Annotated in this window: 13 protein-coding genes; 8 read left to right on the top strand and 5 right to left on the bottom strand. The window is 45.8% G+C overall.

The features are described 5' to 3' along the window. Positions 1 to 273: 273 nt before the first annotated feature. From ilvB to QZ938_RS12055, 7 genes are all read left to right on the top strand, one after another. A complete protein-coding gene (ilvB, locus tag QZ938_RS12085; protein ID WP_293142629.1) occupies positions 274 to 2,109 on the top strand; it encodes a biosynthetic-type acetolactate synthase large subunit in 1,836 nt (611 codons plus the stop codon). 328 nt (positions 2,110 to 2,437) lie between these two features. Continuing rightward, on the top strand, positions 2,438 to 3,859 hold the full coding sequence (locus tag QZ938_RS12080; RefSeq protein ID WP_293338369.1) for a serine/threonine-protein kinase: 1,422 nt from the start codon (positions 2,438 to 2,440) through the stop codon (positions 3,857 to 3,859). Positions 3,860 to 3,971: 112 nt separating this feature from the next. Next, a complete protein-coding gene (locus QZ938_RS12075; RefSeq protein WP_293338367.1) occupies positions 3,972 to 4,226 on the top strand; it encodes a type II toxin-antitoxin system HicA family toxin in 255 nt (84 codons plus the stop codon). Next, positions 4,226 to 4,435, top strand: coding sequence for a type II toxin-antitoxin system HicB family antitoxin (locus tag QZ938_RS12070; protein ID WP_293142635.1), 210 nt, complete (start codon positions 4,226 to 4,228; stop codon positions 4,433 to 4,435). The genes QZ938_RS12075 and QZ938_RS12070 overlap by 1 nt, the downstream gene beginning before the upstream one ends. A 207-nt stretch (positions 4,436 to 4,642) precedes the next feature. Further along, positions 4,643 to 5,920 carry an FGGY-family carbohydrate kinase gene (locus QZ938_RS12065; protein WP_293349001.1) on the top strand — a complete coding sequence of 426 codons (1,278 nt, stop codon included), beginning with the start codon at positions 4,643 to 4,645 and terminating at the stop codon, positions 5,918 to 5,920. Positions 5,921 to 6,111: 191 nt separating this feature from the next. Continuing rightward, a complete protein-coding gene (locus tag QZ938_RS12060) occupies positions 6,112 to 6,456 on the top strand; it encodes a hypothetical protein (RefSeq protein WP_293349004.1) in 345 nt (114 codons plus the stop codon). Next, on the top strand, positions 6,453 to 6,653 hold the full coding sequence (locus QZ938_RS12055) for a hypothetical protein (protein ID WP_293182164.1): 201 nt from the start codon (positions 6,453 to 6,455) through the stop codon (positions 6,651 to 6,653). Before QZ938_RS12060 ends, QZ938_RS12055 begins: the two co-directional genes overlap by 4 nt. A 133-nt stretch (positions 6,654 to 6,786) precedes the next feature. Here the strand turns inward: QZ938_RS12055 and QZ938_RS12050 are convergent, their stop codons facing one another. The 3 genes from QZ938_RS12050 to QZ938_RS12040 form a co-directional block, all read right to left on the bottom strand. Then, positions 6,787 to 7,392: a hypothetical protein gene (locus tag QZ938_RS12050; protein ID WP_293349007.1), complete on the bottom strand. Its 606-nt coding sequence runs from the start codon at positions 7,390 to 7,392 to the stop codon at positions 6,787 to 6,789. A gap of 197 nt (positions 7,393 to 7,589) precedes the next feature. After that, on the bottom strand, positions 7,590 to 9,935 hold the full coding sequence (gene pcrA / locus QZ938_RS12045) for a DNA helicase PcrA (RefSeq protein ID WP_293349010.1): 2,346 nt from the start codon (positions 9,933 to 9,935) through the stop codon (positions 7,590 to 7,592). A 317-nt stretch (positions 9,936 to 10,252) separates the two neighbouring features. After that, complete coding sequence (locus tag QZ938_RS12040; protein WP_363318783.1) at positions 10,253 to 10,669, bottom strand: YkvA family protein; 417 nt, start codon at positions 10,667 to 10,669, stop codon at positions 10,253 to 10,255. A 243-nt stretch (positions 10,670 to 10,912) separates the two neighbouring features. Here QZ938_RS12040 and QZ938_RS12035 point away from each other — a divergent pair, with 243 nt between their 5' ends. Continuing rightward, positions 10,913 to 11,662, top strand: coding sequence for an SIMPL domain-containing protein (locus QZ938_RS12035; protein WP_293349013.1), 750 nt, complete (start codon positions 10,913 to 10,915; stop codon positions 11,660 to 11,662). 106 nt (positions 11,663 to 11,768) lie between these two features. Here QZ938_RS12035 and QZ938_RS12030 read toward each other — a convergent pair whose 3' ends face one another. Both QZ938_RS12030 and QZ938_RS12025 read right to left on the bottom strand, forming a co-directional pair. Beyond that, a complete protein-coding gene (locus QZ938_RS12030; RefSeq protein WP_293142655.1) occupies positions 11,769 to 13,040 on the bottom strand; it encodes a response regulator in 1,272 nt (423 codons plus the stop codon). A gap of 12 nt (positions 13,041 to 13,052) precedes the next feature. Then, entirely contained in the window at positions 13,053 to 15,845 is a 2,793-nt protein-coding gene (locus QZ938_RS12025; protein ID WP_293349016.1) for a hybrid sensor histidine kinase/response regulator, read from the bottom strand. Positions 15,846 to 16,263 lie beyond the last annotated feature (418 nt).

Below are 16,263 nucleotides of genomic sequence, written 5' to 3'. Positions count from 1 at the left end.
ATAAGGTAACTTTAACCGTCAGTTTTTTAACCAGCGGAGGCGGGTTTTGTCTGTGTCGCAGCGGTTTCCAACCGCCCGCTGTTCTGCTTCGGCAATTTTCCTGTTTCTTTCCTTCCTCTGCTGTTTCACAATTTCGCGATCGGACGATCGCACATCGCTCGCGAAACTTTTTGTAAAATATTAGCAGTTAAATTATCAGAGTTTGATTATTGAGATTAAAGTAGTATCCAAGCTTTCATTAAAAATCATAATTACTTTAAGGACGAAAATTCTGTGCAACTAAAAACTAAAGTAGCCGTCAAACGTGCAACTGGTGGATTTGCTTTGATCGACAGCTTGATCCGCCACGGCGTCAAGCATATTTTTGGTTATCCCGGTGGCGCAATTTTGCCGCTTTACGACGAGCTCTACCGCGCTGAAGAAAGCGGCGGGATCAAACACATTCTGGTGCGGCACGAACAAGGCGCAGCCCACGCGGCTGACGGCTACGCCCGCGCTACCGGACAAGTTGGGGTTTGTTTCGCGACTTCCGGGCCGGGTGCAACTAATTTGGTGACGGGGATTGCGACGGCCCACATGGATTCTATCCCGATGGTGGTTGTTACCGGTCAAGTTCCGCGTCCGGCGATCGGCACTGATGCGTTTCAGGAAACTGATATTTACGGCATTACTTTGCCAATTGTCAAGCATTCCTATGTAGTGCGCGATCCGAGAGATATGGCGCGAATTGTCGCTGAAGCTTTCCACATCGCGAGTACGGGACGCCCGGGCCCGGTGTTGATTGATGTGCCCAAGGATGTCGGTTTAGAAGAGTTTGACTATCTACCCGTGACACCCGGATCGGTGAGAATTCCTGGCTATCGCCCGACAGTCAAGGGAAATCCCCGGCAAATCAGTCAAGCGATTCATTTGCTGACGGAAGCGAAGCGTCCTTTGCTGTATGTGGGCGGCGGGGCGATCGCAGCCGGGGCCCACGAGGAAATTAAGGAACTCGCCGAGATGTTCCAACTGCCGGTGACAACAACGCTGATGGGCAAAGGTGCCTTTGATGAAAACCATCCTCTGTCTGTGAAAATGCTGGGGATGCACGGCACTGCTTACGCTAATTTTGCCGTTACGGAGTGCGATTTGTTGATTGCTGTCGGAGCTCGGTTTGACGATCGGGTAACGGGAAAACTAGACGAGTTTGCCGCGCGCGCTAAGGTGATTCACATCGATATCGATCCGGCGGAAGTCGGCAAAAATCGCGGCCCAGACGTGCCGATTGTCGGAGATGTCCGGCAAGTTTTGATGGATATGCTGCGTCGCTGTCGGGAAACTGGTGTTTCGGGAACTGCCGGACAAACTGGGGAATGGCTGCACAGGATCGATCGCTGGAAACAGGATTATCCGTTAGTTGTGCCTCATTACCCAGAGATTTTGTCTCCGCAAGAGGTGATTTGGGAGTTGGCGACTCAAGCGCCGAATGCTTACTACACAACGGATGTCGGTCAACATCAAATGTGGTCGGCTCAATTCTTAAACAACGGGCCGCGCCGCTGGATTTCGAGCGCTGGTTTGGGAACAATGGGTTTTGGGTTGCCGGCGGCGATGGGCGCGAAAATGGCGCTACCCAACGAGCAAGTGATTTGTATTGCTGGCGATGCTAGCATCCAAATGAATATTCAAGAGTTGGGAACTCTAGCACAATATGGCATTAATGTCAAGATTGCGATCGTAAATAACGGTTGGCAGGGGATGGTGCGGCAGTGGCAGCAGGCGTTCTACGGCGAGCGTTATTCGTCGTCGAACATGACTGTAGGGATGCCGGATTTTGTGATGCTGGCCGAAGCTTACGGCGTGAAGGGGATGCTGGTTTCGCGGCCGGATGAGTTGCAAAGTGCGATCGGTCAAATGCTCGCTCACGACGGCCCCGTGTTGATGAACGTGAAGGTAACGAGGGACGAAAACTGCTATCCGATGGTTGTTCCGGGCAAGAGCAATGCTCAAATGGTTGGTTTACCGGAACGCAGCAAGTTGGAATCTGCGGAGTTGATTTATTGTCCGAGTTGCGGCGCGAAGAATGTTTCGACTAATAAGTTTTGTCCTGAGTGCGGGACAAAAGTTTAAGTGAGTTTTGAGTGGGGACTTAGGCATTGCTTATTAGTCTCAACTTAAGGTCAAACTCAGTCACAGATTGCTAACGATCGCCGAGGTCTGATCCCCCCTAGCCCCCCTTAAGAAGGGGGGAACCGGAGCGATCTCAAAGTCCCCCTTCTTAAGGGGGATTTAGGGGGATCTGGCAAGAGGATAAAAGCGAGAGATACAAAGGTTTCAGACTTAAGTTGACACATATCGGCAATGCGATGTCCTTACCCGGCTCTGCTGTTTCACATTTAAAACCATGTCCGCTGGCATCGCATCGAGAGCTTGAATCTGTAATTTATAAGCATATTTTATGAGCCAGTGTCTAAACCCTGATTGCTTATTCCAAAACCCGTCGGGCTCTACAAAATTATGTCAAAAATGTGGGAATAAACTGCTATTGGGCGATCGCTACGCAGCCAAAAAAATTATTGGACAAGGGGGATTTGGGCGCACTTTTCTAGCTATTGACGAGTATAAACCCTCAAAACCTCCCTGCGTTATTAAACAATTCTACCCCCAACTTCAAGGCACTTCTAGTATCCAGAAAGCTGCTGAATTATTTGAGCTTGAAGCAGTCCGCCTAGAACAGTTGGGTAAACATTCTCAAATTCCCGAATTATTAGCATATTTTAGTCAAGATGAACGGCAGTATTTAGTCCAAGAATTCATCGACGGTGAAAATTTAGCCCAAACATTAAAATCTCATGGATATTTTAGCGAAACGCAGATTCGCAACTTGCTTAATAACTTACTGCCCGTATTCGAGTTCATTCACTCTCGCCAAGTTATTCACCGAGATATCAAGCCAGAAAATATTATTTTTCGGCAAGATGGTCAACTGGTTCTCGTTGACTTTGGTGCCGCGAAATATGCGACACAAACGGCTCTAGCGGTAACGGGAACGAGGATCGGGACGGCTGGATATACGGCACCAGAACAAGCCAAGGGCAAAGCTATTCATGCGAGTGATATTTATAGTCTCGGTGTCACTTGTCTGTGTCTGTTAACTGAGGTTGAACCGATTGATTTATTCGATGATAGCGAGTTTGAGTGGGTGTGGCGAGAACACTTAAAAACATCTGTCAGTTCGGAACTGGGTCAGATTTTAGATAAAATGATACAACCTGCTATTAAAAAACGTTATCAATCTGCTACTGAAGTTTTGCAGGATCTTGCTTCTCAATCACCTCAATTATCACCTCAAACACCTCCACCGCCACCAGACTCGCTTAAATCAGCGCAGGGTGTTGACTATACTCGTCTGCGGGATTTATTAGCAGCAGGAAAGTGGAAAGAGGCGGATCAGGAAACATTCAAGGTGATGTTAATAGCTGCTAGACGGGAGAAGGAAGGTTGGTTCGATACGAACTCGATCGAGAATTTTCCTGGCGATGATTTGCGGACGCTCGACCAATTGTGGGTAAAATACAGTCAGGGTCACTTTGGCTTTAGCGTCCAGAAAAAAATCTGGTTGGAAGTAGGCGGTAAAGTTGATTGGGATACTGAATGCAAGCTAGGCGATCGTGTCGGTTGGCGAAAGAGGAGAAAGGGGAGGAAAGGTTGGTTGGAGTACGATGATTTAACCTTTAATCTGGAAGCACCACGGGGTCATCTCCCGTCGTGTGCGCGTGTGTTTGCGTGGGGGGGAGAAGGATTGGGTTGGGTTGTTGGGGTGTTGGGGTGGTTGGGGTTGGTTGTGTGGTTCTCTCTTCTTTCGCATCAAGAGCTGTAAGCTGTAATCTATAGCAATTTCAGCCCCTTTTTAAGTATTTATTCTCGAACCTTTTTCTACGAAGTAATCGGCTTTTAGTCATTTCAATACCTGTTACTTACATTAATAATAAATGCCAACAAAAGTCAGAGATATCATTAAACAACTAGAGGCAGACGGTTGGTATCTAGCTAGAACGCGAGGAAGTCACCGCCAGTACAAACATCCTACCAAATCCGGTTTAGTTACAGTTCCCGGTAAACTATCTGACGATTTGGCTCCTGGTACATCCAATAATATTCTCAAACAAGCTCAATTCAAAGAAGTTAAAGAGCAACAAAAACCTAACGAAGTCGAAACCAATCATCAAGATGAGGATCTCAACTAATGCGTTATGCCATTGTCATTGAAAAAACACCCAATAACTATTCAGCTTACGCGCCAGATTTACCCGGATGTGCAGCCACAGGCGCAACCCTTGCCGAAATACAGCAGCAAATTAAAGAAGCGATAGAATTTCACTTAGAAGGATTGCGGGAGGAAGGTTTACCAATTCCCGAACCAACTACGCTATGCGAATATGTAGAAACACGATAATCTGGTGAAACCCGGTTTCTTGCTATATTTCTCGTCACTCAACGCAAAACTCGTAGAAACCGGGTTTCTCGCCCCCATGCTTAACCCGTGAACTTACGCACTAAGGCCAAAGAAACCGGGTTTTTTATATAATCTGTGGGTGACAACGAAAAATTTTCGTAAAAAAACCCGGTTTCTGAGATATGGGAAAATTCGCGGGAGTGATAAATGAATCTTTATTTGGGAATAGATTTCGGTACCACGGGCGCTCGATCGACAATCATCGACTCCCAGGGTATGATACATTGTGAGACAGCATATACTTTTGCCGACGCACAACCGCCGGAATTGCCCTCGGTGTGGCAAAACGCGCTGTGGGAGACGATCGAGCAAATCCCCCCAACCATCCGCAGTCAGGTAAGGGCGATCGCCCTTGACGGCACATCTTCCACTGTCATGCTGTGCGATACCGATGGTATACCCGTATGTGAGCCGATTTTATACAATGATGGGCGCGGTGCAGCGGTGACAGAGACGTTACGGGCGATCGCACCAGCCAACCACACAGTCTTAAGCGCTACATCGAGTCTGGCAAAACTGCTGTGGTGGCAGCATTTGGGCGGGCACGCACCATCCACCGCCCCTACGGTTTTCCTGCATCAAGCCGATTGGCTGGCGTTTTTGCTGCACGGAAAATTAGGAATTAGCGACTATCACAATGCGTTAAAACTCGGTTTCGATGTTGATACTTTGTGCTATCCCGATTGGCTGATCGAGGGAATTTCGGGCGCTGCAATGCCTGTTTTGCCGCAAGTTGTCGCGCCGGGTACGCCTGTGGGGGAAGTTAGAGCTCAAGTGGGCGATCGCTTCGGATTCCCACGCCATTGTACAGTTTGTGCTGGCACAACTGATAGCATTGCAGCATTTTTAGCAAGCGGTGTCAATTCACCGGGGGAAGCAGTAACTTCTCTCGGTTCAACTTTAGCTGTGAAACTGTTAAGTCATACCCGCGTAGATGATTCGAGATACGGAATTTACAGTCACAAATTAGGCGATTTGTGGTTAGTTGGAGGCGCTTCTAATACGGGAGGTGCGGTGCTGCGACACTTCTTTACTGATGCTGAGTTGGAGAGTTTGAGCAAAAAGATTGATGCTAAACAAGAGAGTTTGCTGGATTATTACCCATTGTTAAAAAATGGCGATCGCTTTCCAATTAATGACCCGAATTTGCCGCCAAAACTCGAACCGCGTCCGACTGATTCAGTGGAATTTCTGCACGGTTTGCTAGAAAGCATCGCGCGGATTGAAGCGCGGGGATATCAATTATTGCAGGAGTTGGGCGCAACTCCTTTGACAAAGGTTTATACGGCTGGCGGTGGCGCCAAAAATGCGGCTTGGAGTGCGATTCGTCAGCGTTATTTGAAAGTGCCTGTTGAAACGCCGATTCATACTGCCGCTGCCTATGGAAGTGCGTTATTGGCAATGCAGGGAAGTCAATCAATTTGAGATTTTTGATTGGAGGATTGGGGAGCATTTCTATGAGTGCAAGGGCGAAGCATTTCGGCAGACAATTTATTAGTGAGAATCAGAGATTTACTACCGAAATGCTTCGCGCCTACGAATATATTTGCCAAATTAAATGCACTCAAACATTCTGATATATTGTGTGAAGTTGTTATTCCTAAAAATCAAGGACAATGGCAAAGCTACCTGATGACATCCTCAATACAATTTTCAGTTTACAGCGACGGCTAGTGGAAATCCTCAACGAAACAACCGCCACAGAATATATATTCATGCAGCAGTTTGGCGAGACAGAAGCGACACTCCCCGAACTAGAATCTCTGGATAATATTAAGGAAAGGTTGAGAACCTCTTACAATCGTTTGTACAGGCTTTTGCAGCAGGTGACAGAATCTCAACCCGCTGCGACTGCGGATACGCTAAACTTTTTGTATGGAACGATAGAAGACGGAGAGGCTATTGTCGATGCCTCAGCAGCAAGCATTCAAGAAATCAAAATGGATTGGAACTTACGATGAATCAACAACCTAGAATCCCCGATGCTGAAACCAGAAAGCGACACGTTGAAAATATCCGTGAAGTCTGCCGACAGTTGGACGCTTTTAATTTGAAGTTAGATGAAGCGATTGCCATATTTGAAGCTGACAACCGCCGCCAACGTCGAGAACGTTTGGCGGGTAAATACAGGCGTGTGGAATCTCAGGTAGTCGAATAAGATATAAAATGTTGGATCATTTTAATAAGTATTTTAGGAACAGGCAAGATGCCTGTTCCACAAAGAGTGAATTTTTTTGTGGAACAGGCATCTTGCCTGTTAATAAAGAAGGGCGCACAGATTTGATATGATGCTAATTTTGGCGTACTATCCACACTAAAAATCCCAATATTCGATCGACGGGAGGTAGGGGATAGTCGGTAAGATCGATCGTCACTATTTGCCCTTCCAGCTTGAGAAACCGCCAAGCTGTGCCGCTGGAAACGCTGCCGTAGATGGCTGAGATCGATCGACCTTTCGCTTCATTAAACCTCTGGGCGGCCACCATTTCAGCAATACATTGACCCAAACCTACTTTCAAATCTCCTTTTTTCGCTTCTACCATCACAATTGCTGGGGCCTCAACGTCTAATTGTTCGGGGGAAAGACTGATCAGAAAATCGCAGACTCCTGTAAGTCCAACAGCAGCATCGACATTAAATTCTTCACCCGAAAACACGCTGATTTGTTGGTTCAGAATGTTGCGAACTTCCAGCAAGACAGGGTTGATAATAGCTTCTGAACGGGCTTTTTCGGTGCTGGTAGCGATCGCCCAAGGCAAATTTGTCTCCAGCATGGTCTGCAAAACAGTCGTGGGTGCGATCGGCTCAATTTCCGGCAAAAATCTGATTCCTTCAACTACTGTAAGATTGAAGGCTTCTTTAACTTTACCAAGCGTTGTAAATTGACTGTAAGGCATAAGAGTTTATGTTATGATTTCTGCTTTCTACTTGGAAAATCCGGCGGTTGAAACCGCGTCTACACAAACGATGTCCGCCGGACGCCGACTGAAGAAAACAATGTAATTTTTACCGCCATTTTTACCGCCCATTCTTCAACCCGCGCACCATCCGGGTTTTGCCTGTATAGACGCGGTTTCAACCGCAGGGTATTCTATCACACTCGCTGCAACTTCGCTGTTCTCGGATCGATGATTTTGCGGCCCAAACCTGTAAACTTAATTGCCAGATTAGTTTTATCACCCACTCCCAAAACGTGGGTAATTTCTCCGACTCCAAAAGCATGATGAAAAACTCGTTCGCCCGTTTTCCACTCTGACGGAGAACTTCCAGAATTAGCTGCTGAATTATTAGTCTTTCCCTGGGATGCAGCCGTTTTACCAGTCTTAGTTTTCTTCGTACTTCCAGCCAGCAAATGTGTTGGTAACTCGCCCAAGAATAGCGAAGGCGTACAGTGTTCGCGGTATCCTCCCCAGAGGCGGCGTTCGCGAGTGTGAGTGAGAAATAGCAATTCCTGGGCGCGAGTGATGCCGACGTAGCACAAACGGCGTTCTTCTTCAATCGCTTTCGGGTCATCCAAACTGCGGAAATTGGGAAATAAACCCTGTTCCATTCCGACTAGAAATACTACGGGAAATTCTAACCCTTTTGCTGAGTGCAGCGTCATCAGCGATACGCGGGAATCGTCTTCTTTCAAGTCATCTAAATCGGATGCTAAAGATGCTTTGGCTAAGAATGATGTGAGGGTGGGTTCTTCGTTTTGTTCTTCAAATTGTAGCACCGCGTTGTACAATTCTCGAACGTTTTCGATCCGGTTTTCGGCTTCTTCGGTTCCTTGGTTTTTCAAATCGTCAATGTAACCAGAATCTTCGATAATTCCTTGGACAATTTGCGACGCGGGCGTGGTTTCAAGTTTTTGTTGCCAATGGTGAATCATTTGGGCAAATTTAATAATAGCTTTTGCCGATCGCCCTGCGAGGGTATTTACAGAAGACTCATCGCTGAGAATTTCCCACAACGGAATCCCCAACTGGGTTCCAGCATCTTCGATTTTACCAAATGTGGTGTCGCCAATGCCGCGGCGGGGAGTGTTGATGATGCGTTTGAGGCTGACGCTATCGTCGGGATTGGCGATCGTCCGCAGGTATGCTAGGATATCTTTGATTTCTTTGCGATCGTAAAACTTCAGCCCGCCGACAATATTGTAGGGAATATCCAAGTACATTAACGCTTCTTCAAAGGAGCGAGATTGAGCATTTGTGCGGTAGAGAATCGCAAAGTTACTGCCGTGTTCGTATTCCGAGTTTTGGCGCTTCAGCGTTTGAATTTGACCAGCCACAAATTGTCCTTCATCTAACTCGTTGTCAGCGCGCCACACCACAATCGGAGATCCGGGTTCGCGAGTCGGGCGCAGAACCTTCTCGATGCGTTCGGTATTGTGTTCGATCAAGTGGTTGGCGACTTGCAGGATGTTTTCGCGCGATCGATAATTCTCTTCTAATTTTACCATTGTCTGAGTCTTCTCGTCCGAAAAACCGTCGCCGAAATCCTGTTGAAATTCCAGCAAGATGGTATAATCTGCCATCCGAAAACTGTAGATTGATTGATCGACATCGCCCACGACAAAAATCGAGCGGTTTTGCCATTTATCAAACAGTTTCGGGTCAACATTATTCGTGACTAACATCCGAATCAAATCGTATTGAGTGCGGTTAGTATCTTGGTATTCGTCTACTAAAATATGTCGAAACTTCTGATGCCAATAATTTAAAACTTGCTCGTTTTGGCGCAGAAGTTTCACGGGAACGAGAATTAGATCGTCAAAATCTAAGCCATTGTTAGCTGCTAAAGCATCTTGGTAGCGGCTGTAAACATCGGCAATGATACGGCCTCTGTAATCTGGTTCTGCTGCTAAGTATTCTTGAGGCGACCAACCTTTATTTTTAGCGTTGCTGATGGCGTAGCGGACTTTTCGCGGGTCAAATTTCTTATCATCGAGGTTGAGGACTTTGGTGACGATTTGTTTGACGAGAGTTTGAGCATCTGACTCGTCAAAAATCGAAAAATTCTTCTTCCACTGGCGGCCTTTTTCATCTTGATATTTCTCAATGTCGTAGCGGAGAATGCGGCCGCACAGAGAGTGAAAGGTTCCCATCCAAATCTGTTTGGTAATTCTGTGGTAAATTTGCGATCGCAATTTCGTCTGTATTTCCGGCGCTAAATCTGCCAAAGGTTTGCCATATTCCACTTCAGCTTGCTGAGTCGCCAGCAATTTCTCAATTCTTTCTTTCATCTCCCTAGCAGCTTTATTCGTAAATGTCACCGCCAGAATATTTTCAGGATCGACTCTGTGGGTGCGTACTAAGTTAGCTACGCGGTAAGTTAGAGCTCGGGTTTTCCCAGAACCGGCGCCTGCTACTACTAACAGCGGCCCGTTGTAATGGACGACTGCTTGGCGCTGGGATGGGTTGAGGTGGCTGAGGTGATCGGTAGTTTGAGTCATAGTTGGATAGTTAGTTGTTGGATTTTTTTAAGGGATAAATAATACTTAGTGTTTGATACGGGGAGTTTTTTTAACGTAGAGCGCGATCGCCCTACAATATAATATCAGTTTAAGTTAATTATCTGCATTTTTTTTTGTTTGTAGTCGGGACTTTAGTCCTGATTTGATTATAAACCGGAGAGCGGACTGAAGTCCTCACTACGAACCTTAAGAAGGACTGAAGTCCTCACTACGAACCTTAAGAAGGACTGAAGTCCTCACTACGAACCTTAAGAAGGACTGAAGTCCTCACTACGAACCTTATCCAGTTTTAGTTTTTAACGTTTAAATATTTGTTTTATCCAAATTGCAGCTAATATTCCCAAACCGATCCATATGGCAATAATTACAGCAGCGGCTGTCCGATTTATCGGTTTTCCTCGCTCTATTTCTGCGGCGGCTTTTTCCCGACACTCGGCTAAAACCTGTGGCGGAATCATCTTGATTACCAGCCAAATTCCTAATGGTACAATTATTAAATCGTCTAAGTAACCGAGAATTGGGATGAAGTCGGGAATTAAGTCGATCGGGCTAAAAGCATAGGCAACTGTAACACCTGCTAAAACTCTCGCATACCAAGGCACTCTCTGGTCTCTACTGGCTAAATAAACAGCGTAAGTTTCTTTTTTTAGTTGGCGGGCAGCTTGTTTTAAGGATTGCATATAAAAACTAATGACTAATTGGGCATAGGGCATAGGCAAAACCGGGCATAGGCAAAACCGGGCATAGGCAAAACCGGGCATACCTCGGCACGCTTGAGAACCGCTATAAAAACTAATGACTAATGACTAATGACTAATGACTAATGACTAACGACTAATGACTAATGACCAATGACTAAAATTTTTAGTTGCTAAAAACGTAACAGGCTGAATCTTTAGCAATTCCAGTGCGAAGGTCAAGTATATCATCTGTTGTATGTGAGGAGCATCGAGTTTATGAATTCAAATTTGCAACGCAATACTAGAATCAATTTTCGCAGTCTGCTAACAGCGTTATGTTTAACCTTAACTCTCGTGAGTTTTGTGAGATTAGATCCGGTACAGGCTCAAGAACAGCGGATCAGAACGCTAACAGTTACTGGGCGCGGGATAGAAACAATTCCCACTACTCAAACTCAAGTTAGTTTGGGAGTTGAGGTGCAGGGAAAAACGGCGGCCGAGGTGCAGCAGGAAGCGGCAAAGCGATCGTCCGCTGTGGTAGAATTGCTGCGATCGCGCCAAGTAGAAAAACTCGAAACTACCGGCATCTCCCTCAACCCGAATTACAGCTACGAAAACAACCAACAGCGCTTAATAGGGTATACTGCTACGAATACCGTTAGTTTTCGCATCAATACTCAATCTGCCGGCACTTTGCTCGACGATGCGGTGAAAGTCGGAGCAACCCGAATTCAAGGTGTGAGTTTTGTGGCCGCCGAAAGTGCGATCGTCCAAGCTCAAAAACAAGCACTCAAAAAAGCAACTCAAGACGCTCAATCGCAAGCAGATGCAGTCTTAAACTCGCTCAACTTCAAGCGGGGAGAAATTCTCAGCATTCAAGTCAACGGTGCTTCCGCGCCGCCTCCCATCAATCGCAGAGACATTGTTGAAGCTCGCGGTAGTGCTAATTTTGGATTATTTCCAACCCCAGTAGTGGGAGGGGAACAGCAAATAGAAGCTTCTGTTACTTTGCAGATTAGCTATTAATTCAGGGTTCGTAGTGAGGACTTTAGTCCGCAGAATTTGATGCGGACTAAAGTCCTCACTACGAACCAGTTTTAGGATATTAATTTGAGCGAATATAAGATTAATTTTAAATAGGAAGTTCGATCGCAAATTCAGTACCTTTCCCGGGGATAGACTTGCAGAACAATTGACCGCCGTGCTTGTCGCTCACAATCTGCTTAGCAATCGACAATCCCAGCCCAGTGCCCTTACCCACCGCTTTTGTGGTAAACAAAGGTTCAAACAAATGTTGTTGAATCTCCTCCGTCATTCCCAACCCGTTATCGGCAATTCGGACGATCGCACTTTCGCGCAAAACTTCCGTGGTAATGGTAATATTTAGAGGACGCTGGTCTTTTTCCCAACCCTCTTCCACAGCATCGATCGCATTTGCTAGCAAATTCATAAACACTTGGTTCATAGGGCCTGGATAGCATTTAATTAGGGGCAAATTACCGTAGTTTTGGATAACTTCAATGGCGGGGCGACATCCTTGATCCTTGAGTCGGTGTTTTAACAGCAACAGCGTACTATCTAGAGTTTGGTGCAGATCAATCGCGCTCACACTATCTCCATCCGAACGAGCAAAGTTTCGCAGCGACAGCGAAATATCTTTAATGCGCTCAGTGCCTACTTCCATGGAATTCAACAAGTGAGAAAAATCCTCGATCACAAACTCCAAATCTATGTCTTCAATCTTGCTAGCGATATCTGATGGAGGTTCAGGATAATATTTTTGATAAAGGCTAAGAAGTTCTGTAATCTCAGTAAGATATTCCTTTGCAGGCGCAATGTTGCTGACCATAAAACTCAGCGGGTTGTTAATTTCATGGGCGACTCCCGCCACGAGTTGTCCCAGGGCGGACAGTTTTTCTTGCTGCACTACCTTGACTTGGGCTTTTTGTAAAGCGCAGGTGCGTTCTGTAACTTGCTGTTCCAGATTGTCGGTCAACTCTTTGAGCCGCCAGTGAATGTTAACTCTCGCAATTACTTCGTCTTGTTCAAAAGGTTTTGTGATGTAATCCACCGCACCTAATGACAATCCTTTCATCTTACTTTCGGCATCTGCTAAAGCAGTCATAAAAATGACTGGAATTGCCTTTGTTAGCTGGTTCTCTTTAATTCGGCGACAGGTTTCAAAGCCGTCGATTCCCGGCATTTGCACATCTAGCAAAATTAGTTCGGGAAAAGGGTTTTTTGCCGAATTGACCGCACATTTTTCTAGCATAGCGAGCGCCGATTCTCCATCCACGGCTACCCGCACTTTGTAGCCTGCTGTTTTTAAGGCTTGCGACAGCACAGACAAATTGGTGGAACTGTCATCTACTATGAAAATAAATTTTTTATCAGACTCAATCATGATTTTTCCCCCTTAAACTTTTGATAAATGTTCTTGAATCAATGCCCGCAGCTCTTTGACTTGAAAACCTTCTGCCAAAACGAGTATTTTTTGGGCAAAAATCGCGTGTTCTGGATTCGCTGTTTGGATTTCCTCGGCAATCTCGATTACCGCATCTAAATCGCCAGATTGAGCTTGTTCATCTAATAACTGTAAAATCTCGATCGCCGGAATCTGCATTTCATTTGGCATCGCATTTTGCGCTTTTTTACGCGCAGTTACTGTGTCGTCATATACCCAGTCCAATTGCAAATATTTTTGAAGTAAGCCTAGCAATACATCTGCTTGTACTGGTTTTGGCAAAAAATCATTTCCGCCTGCATCCAGGCTCTTTTGGCGATCGATCTCAAACACGCTTGCAGACGACACTAGCACGATCGCATCTCGCAGTTGAGGATGAGTGCGGATTTCGCGCAAAAACCCGAATCCGTCCATCACCGGCATCGCTAAATCGGTGAGGATTAAATCCGGTGCGGTGGCTAAAGCGATATCGAGTCCTTCCTTACCATCAGCCGCTTCAATCATCTTAAAGCCGATCGGTTCCAGCAAGTTCACCAGCACCGCACGATTTTCCCACCTGTCATCCACCACCAAAATTTTGCGTTTGTCGCCTTCGTAGCCCAAAACAGCCCCCAGTTCGACAATTCTCGAACTCTGGGCCCAATTTTGCGCCTCGGGGAGTGACACTTCAAAGGAAAAAATACTGCCAACTCCTGCACGACTGTCGATCGCAATTTCACTCTGCATCAAACCCACAATCTTTTGACTGATCGCAAGTCCCAATCCAGTACCTTCCGATTGTTTTTTCACATCACCTACTTGCTCAAAAGGCAAGAATATTTTCTGAACTTGTACTGCGGTCATTCCCGGGCCTGTATCTTCAACTCGAAAGCTAATTTTGTATATTTTTTCAATTCCATCTAACGGAGAAATTGAATCGGAAAACTCAGCATCTTTAATCACATCAACCTGAAAAACAACTCCACCTTTTTCCGTAAACTTAATCGCATTTCCCAGCAAATTTAGCAGCACTTGGCGCAAACGTTTCTCATCACCGCAAACCCCCGTCGGGAGTTGCGAATCAATCTGCAAATCAAAGGTAATTGCCTTTTCATGAGCGCGAATCATGCAGATTTCGGCAACACCTTGGATGAATGAAGGTAGGTGAAAAGCTGTGGGATGCAATTCGAGTTTCCGGGCTTCAATTTTCGACAAATCCAAGACATCATTAATCAGCGTTAGCAGGTGCGAACCGCACTGATAAATGATATCAACGCCGCCGCGTCCTTTTTGCGTCATGGGTTCGCTGCGCTGGAGAATTTGTGCGTAGCCTAAAATGCCGTTGAGGGGAGTTCGCAATTCGTGGCTCATGTTAGCCAAAAATTCGCTTTTAGCGCGGTTAGCACCGTCTGCCATTTCTTTTGCTTGTTTGAGTTCTACAGTGCGTTCTTCGACCCGCTTTTCGAGTTCCGCGTTGGTATTTTCCAGGGTTGTAAAAGAGTCGCGCAGTTGCTGCGCCATATCGTTGAAGGATTCCGAAAGCACGCCGAGTTCATTCTTACCGGAGACTTCCACAGTGCGATCGAATTTCCCGGAGGCGAAATCCTGTGATGCTTTGCTCAATAGTGCGATCGGCTCAGCAATCAGGCGGGAAGTATAAAAACCAACAATCGTCGCCACAATTAAAGCGCCGATACAGAATAGAATCGTGGTGCGAGTATTAGCATTAATTTGCCCCATGAAATCCGATTCAGGAACCGCCACAACTACCAACCAATCCAATCCCCACTCATCTTTCCAGGGTAAAACTTGGACAAACTGCTGTTCTTTATTCAGCAAGAAATCAAGCTGTTGATTATCTTTAATATTTTTGAGATCGCCAAAATGCTTAACTAAATATTGAGATGTCGATCGGATCAGCACATCGCTACTTTCTGATGCGTTTAACCGTTTAGGCTTGCCATCAATCAATTTAAAAGGTTGCTCGGTGCTGGAACTCGCAACAATTAGCCCGCTGCGTTCCAAAATAAACGTTTTGCCCGATTTACTGACTTTCAATTTACGCAAAAAATCGCTAATTTCCGAAAGACGCTGGTCGATTACGATGACACCAATTAGTTGATTGTTCTTGTCATAAATCGGTCTGTTTGCAGAAACAGACAGAGGATAAGGCGTGGTTGTCCACTGATATAAAACCCATGTCTGTTTTCCAGCTTTAACCGTGTTTGAGTACCACGGTTCTTTCTCGAACTCAAAATTTTTAAATATCTCAGCAAGCTTAGTGGGATTGCCCTGACTATCTGTATTGTAAAAGTAATGATCTCGATTGCCACGTTGCTTTGGATTGCTGATGCCAGAAATAATATTTTGATCTGTTTGATATCCAGCACCCGCATACTCGCCTCCGGGAGCACCAAAGCTGATGTAGCCGACATGAAACAATTGCATTTGTTTCCAGAAGAAACGAGCCATATTATCTAAATCTTTGGGATCTAGCAATCCCACGTCAAAAGCATCACCATTCACCTGAGCAAGGTGGCGTGCTGTGTCGAGTTGACCGTCTAAGTGCTGGTCAATGCGACTGCTGACTTCTGTCCGCAGTTGAGACGCCAAATCGTTGACTGCTTTCTGTCCGTTGCGAAAAGATAAGTAGCCAACAATACCGACCGCCCCCATGATTTGTAACACGAAGGGGACAATCAAAACAGCTCGCAGCGGCGCGCTACCTATGAGTTTGTTAAAGATTGAAGCCTGGGATGATGGCATATGACAATTCGCTATTGCAGCGAGGCGGATATTCTTTTTGCTCGACTACACTTAGGCGAGCTGTTTTTTTATAGACATCGATCGGGCGATCGCCTTTATTTGAGTATCACCTAATTTGTGGTTATGTATCGATATTAACCCAAAAATGGTTTAAGCTAATATTTTTCCCAATGAATTTAATACCTCGCCCGCACAGCAGCACTTCTAGAAGTTTCTCTAAGTTCCTCGGAGAAACCGGGTTGATGAGGTAAGCGCGTTTTTGAGGTGTTGTTCGCGCTGTCCTGGTAAATAAATATCAGGGAATTCTCGTAGGATTTGTGCCGAATTGATACTTGAAGTTTGGTGGCAAATACTTAAGTACATAGAATCGGATAAGTGCGATCGAGAGTTGTTTGGGCGATCGTATATTTAAAGTAAA

The sequence above is a fragment of the Microcoleus sp. CAWBG27 genome (assembly GCF_020883145.1).
Classification (GTDB): domain Bacteria; phylum Cyanobacteriota; class Cyanobacteriia; order Cyanobacteriales; family Microcoleaceae; genus Microcoleus.
Note: the sequence above shows the minus strand (reverse complement) of the source record. Positions and strands in the feature narration are given on the sequence as shown.

Excerpts from the sequence above, each read along its gene's own strand:
- QZ938_RS12080 (WP_293338369.1), top strand. The coding sequence starts at position 2,438 with ATGAGCCAGTGTCTAAACCCTGATTGCTTATTCCAAAACCCGTCGGGC.
- QZ938_RS12075 (WP_293338367.1), top strand. The coding sequence starts at position 3,972 with ATGCCAACAAAAGTCAGAGATATCATTAAACAACTAGAGGCAGACGGT.
- QZ938_RS12070 (WP_293142635.1), top strand. The coding sequence starts at position 4,226 with ATGCGTTATGCCATTGTCATTGAAAAAACACCCAATAACTATTCAGCT.
- QZ938_RS12065 (WP_293349001.1), top strand. The coding sequence starts at position 4,643 with ATGAATCTTTATTTGGGAATAGATTTCGGTACCACGGGCGCTCGATCG.
- QZ938_RS12060 (WP_293349004.1), top strand. The coding sequence starts at position 6,112 with ATGGCAAAGCTACCTGATGACATCCTCAATACAATTTTCAGTTTACAG.
- QZ938_RS12055 (WP_293182164.1), top strand. The coding sequence starts at position 6,453 with ATGAATCAACAACCTAGAATCCCCGATGCTGAAACCAGAAAGCGACAC.
- QZ938_RS12050 (WP_293349007.1), bottom strand. The coding sequence starts at position 7,392 with ATGCCTTACAGTCAATTTACAACGCTTGGTAAAGTTAAAGAAGCCTTC.
- pcrA (WP_293349010.1), bottom strand. The coding sequence starts at position 9,935 with ATGACTCAAACTACCGATCACCTCAGCCACCTCAACCCATCCCAGCGC.
- QZ938_RS12040 (WP_363318783.1), bottom strand. The coding sequence starts at position 10,669 with ATGCCCTATGCCCAATTAGTCATTAGTTTTTATATGCAATCCTTAAAA.
- QZ938_RS12035 (WP_293349013.1), top strand. The coding sequence starts at position 10,913 with ATGAATTCAAATTTGCAACGCAATACTAGAATCAATTTTCGCAGTCTG.
- QZ938_RS12030 (WP_293142655.1), bottom strand. The coding sequence starts at position 13,040 with ATGATTGAGTCTGATAAAAAATTTATTTTCATAGTAGATGACAGTTCC.
- QZ938_RS12025 (WP_293349016.1), bottom strand. The coding sequence starts at position 15,845 with ATGCCATCATCCCAGGCTTCAATCTTTAACAAACTCATAGGTAGCGCG.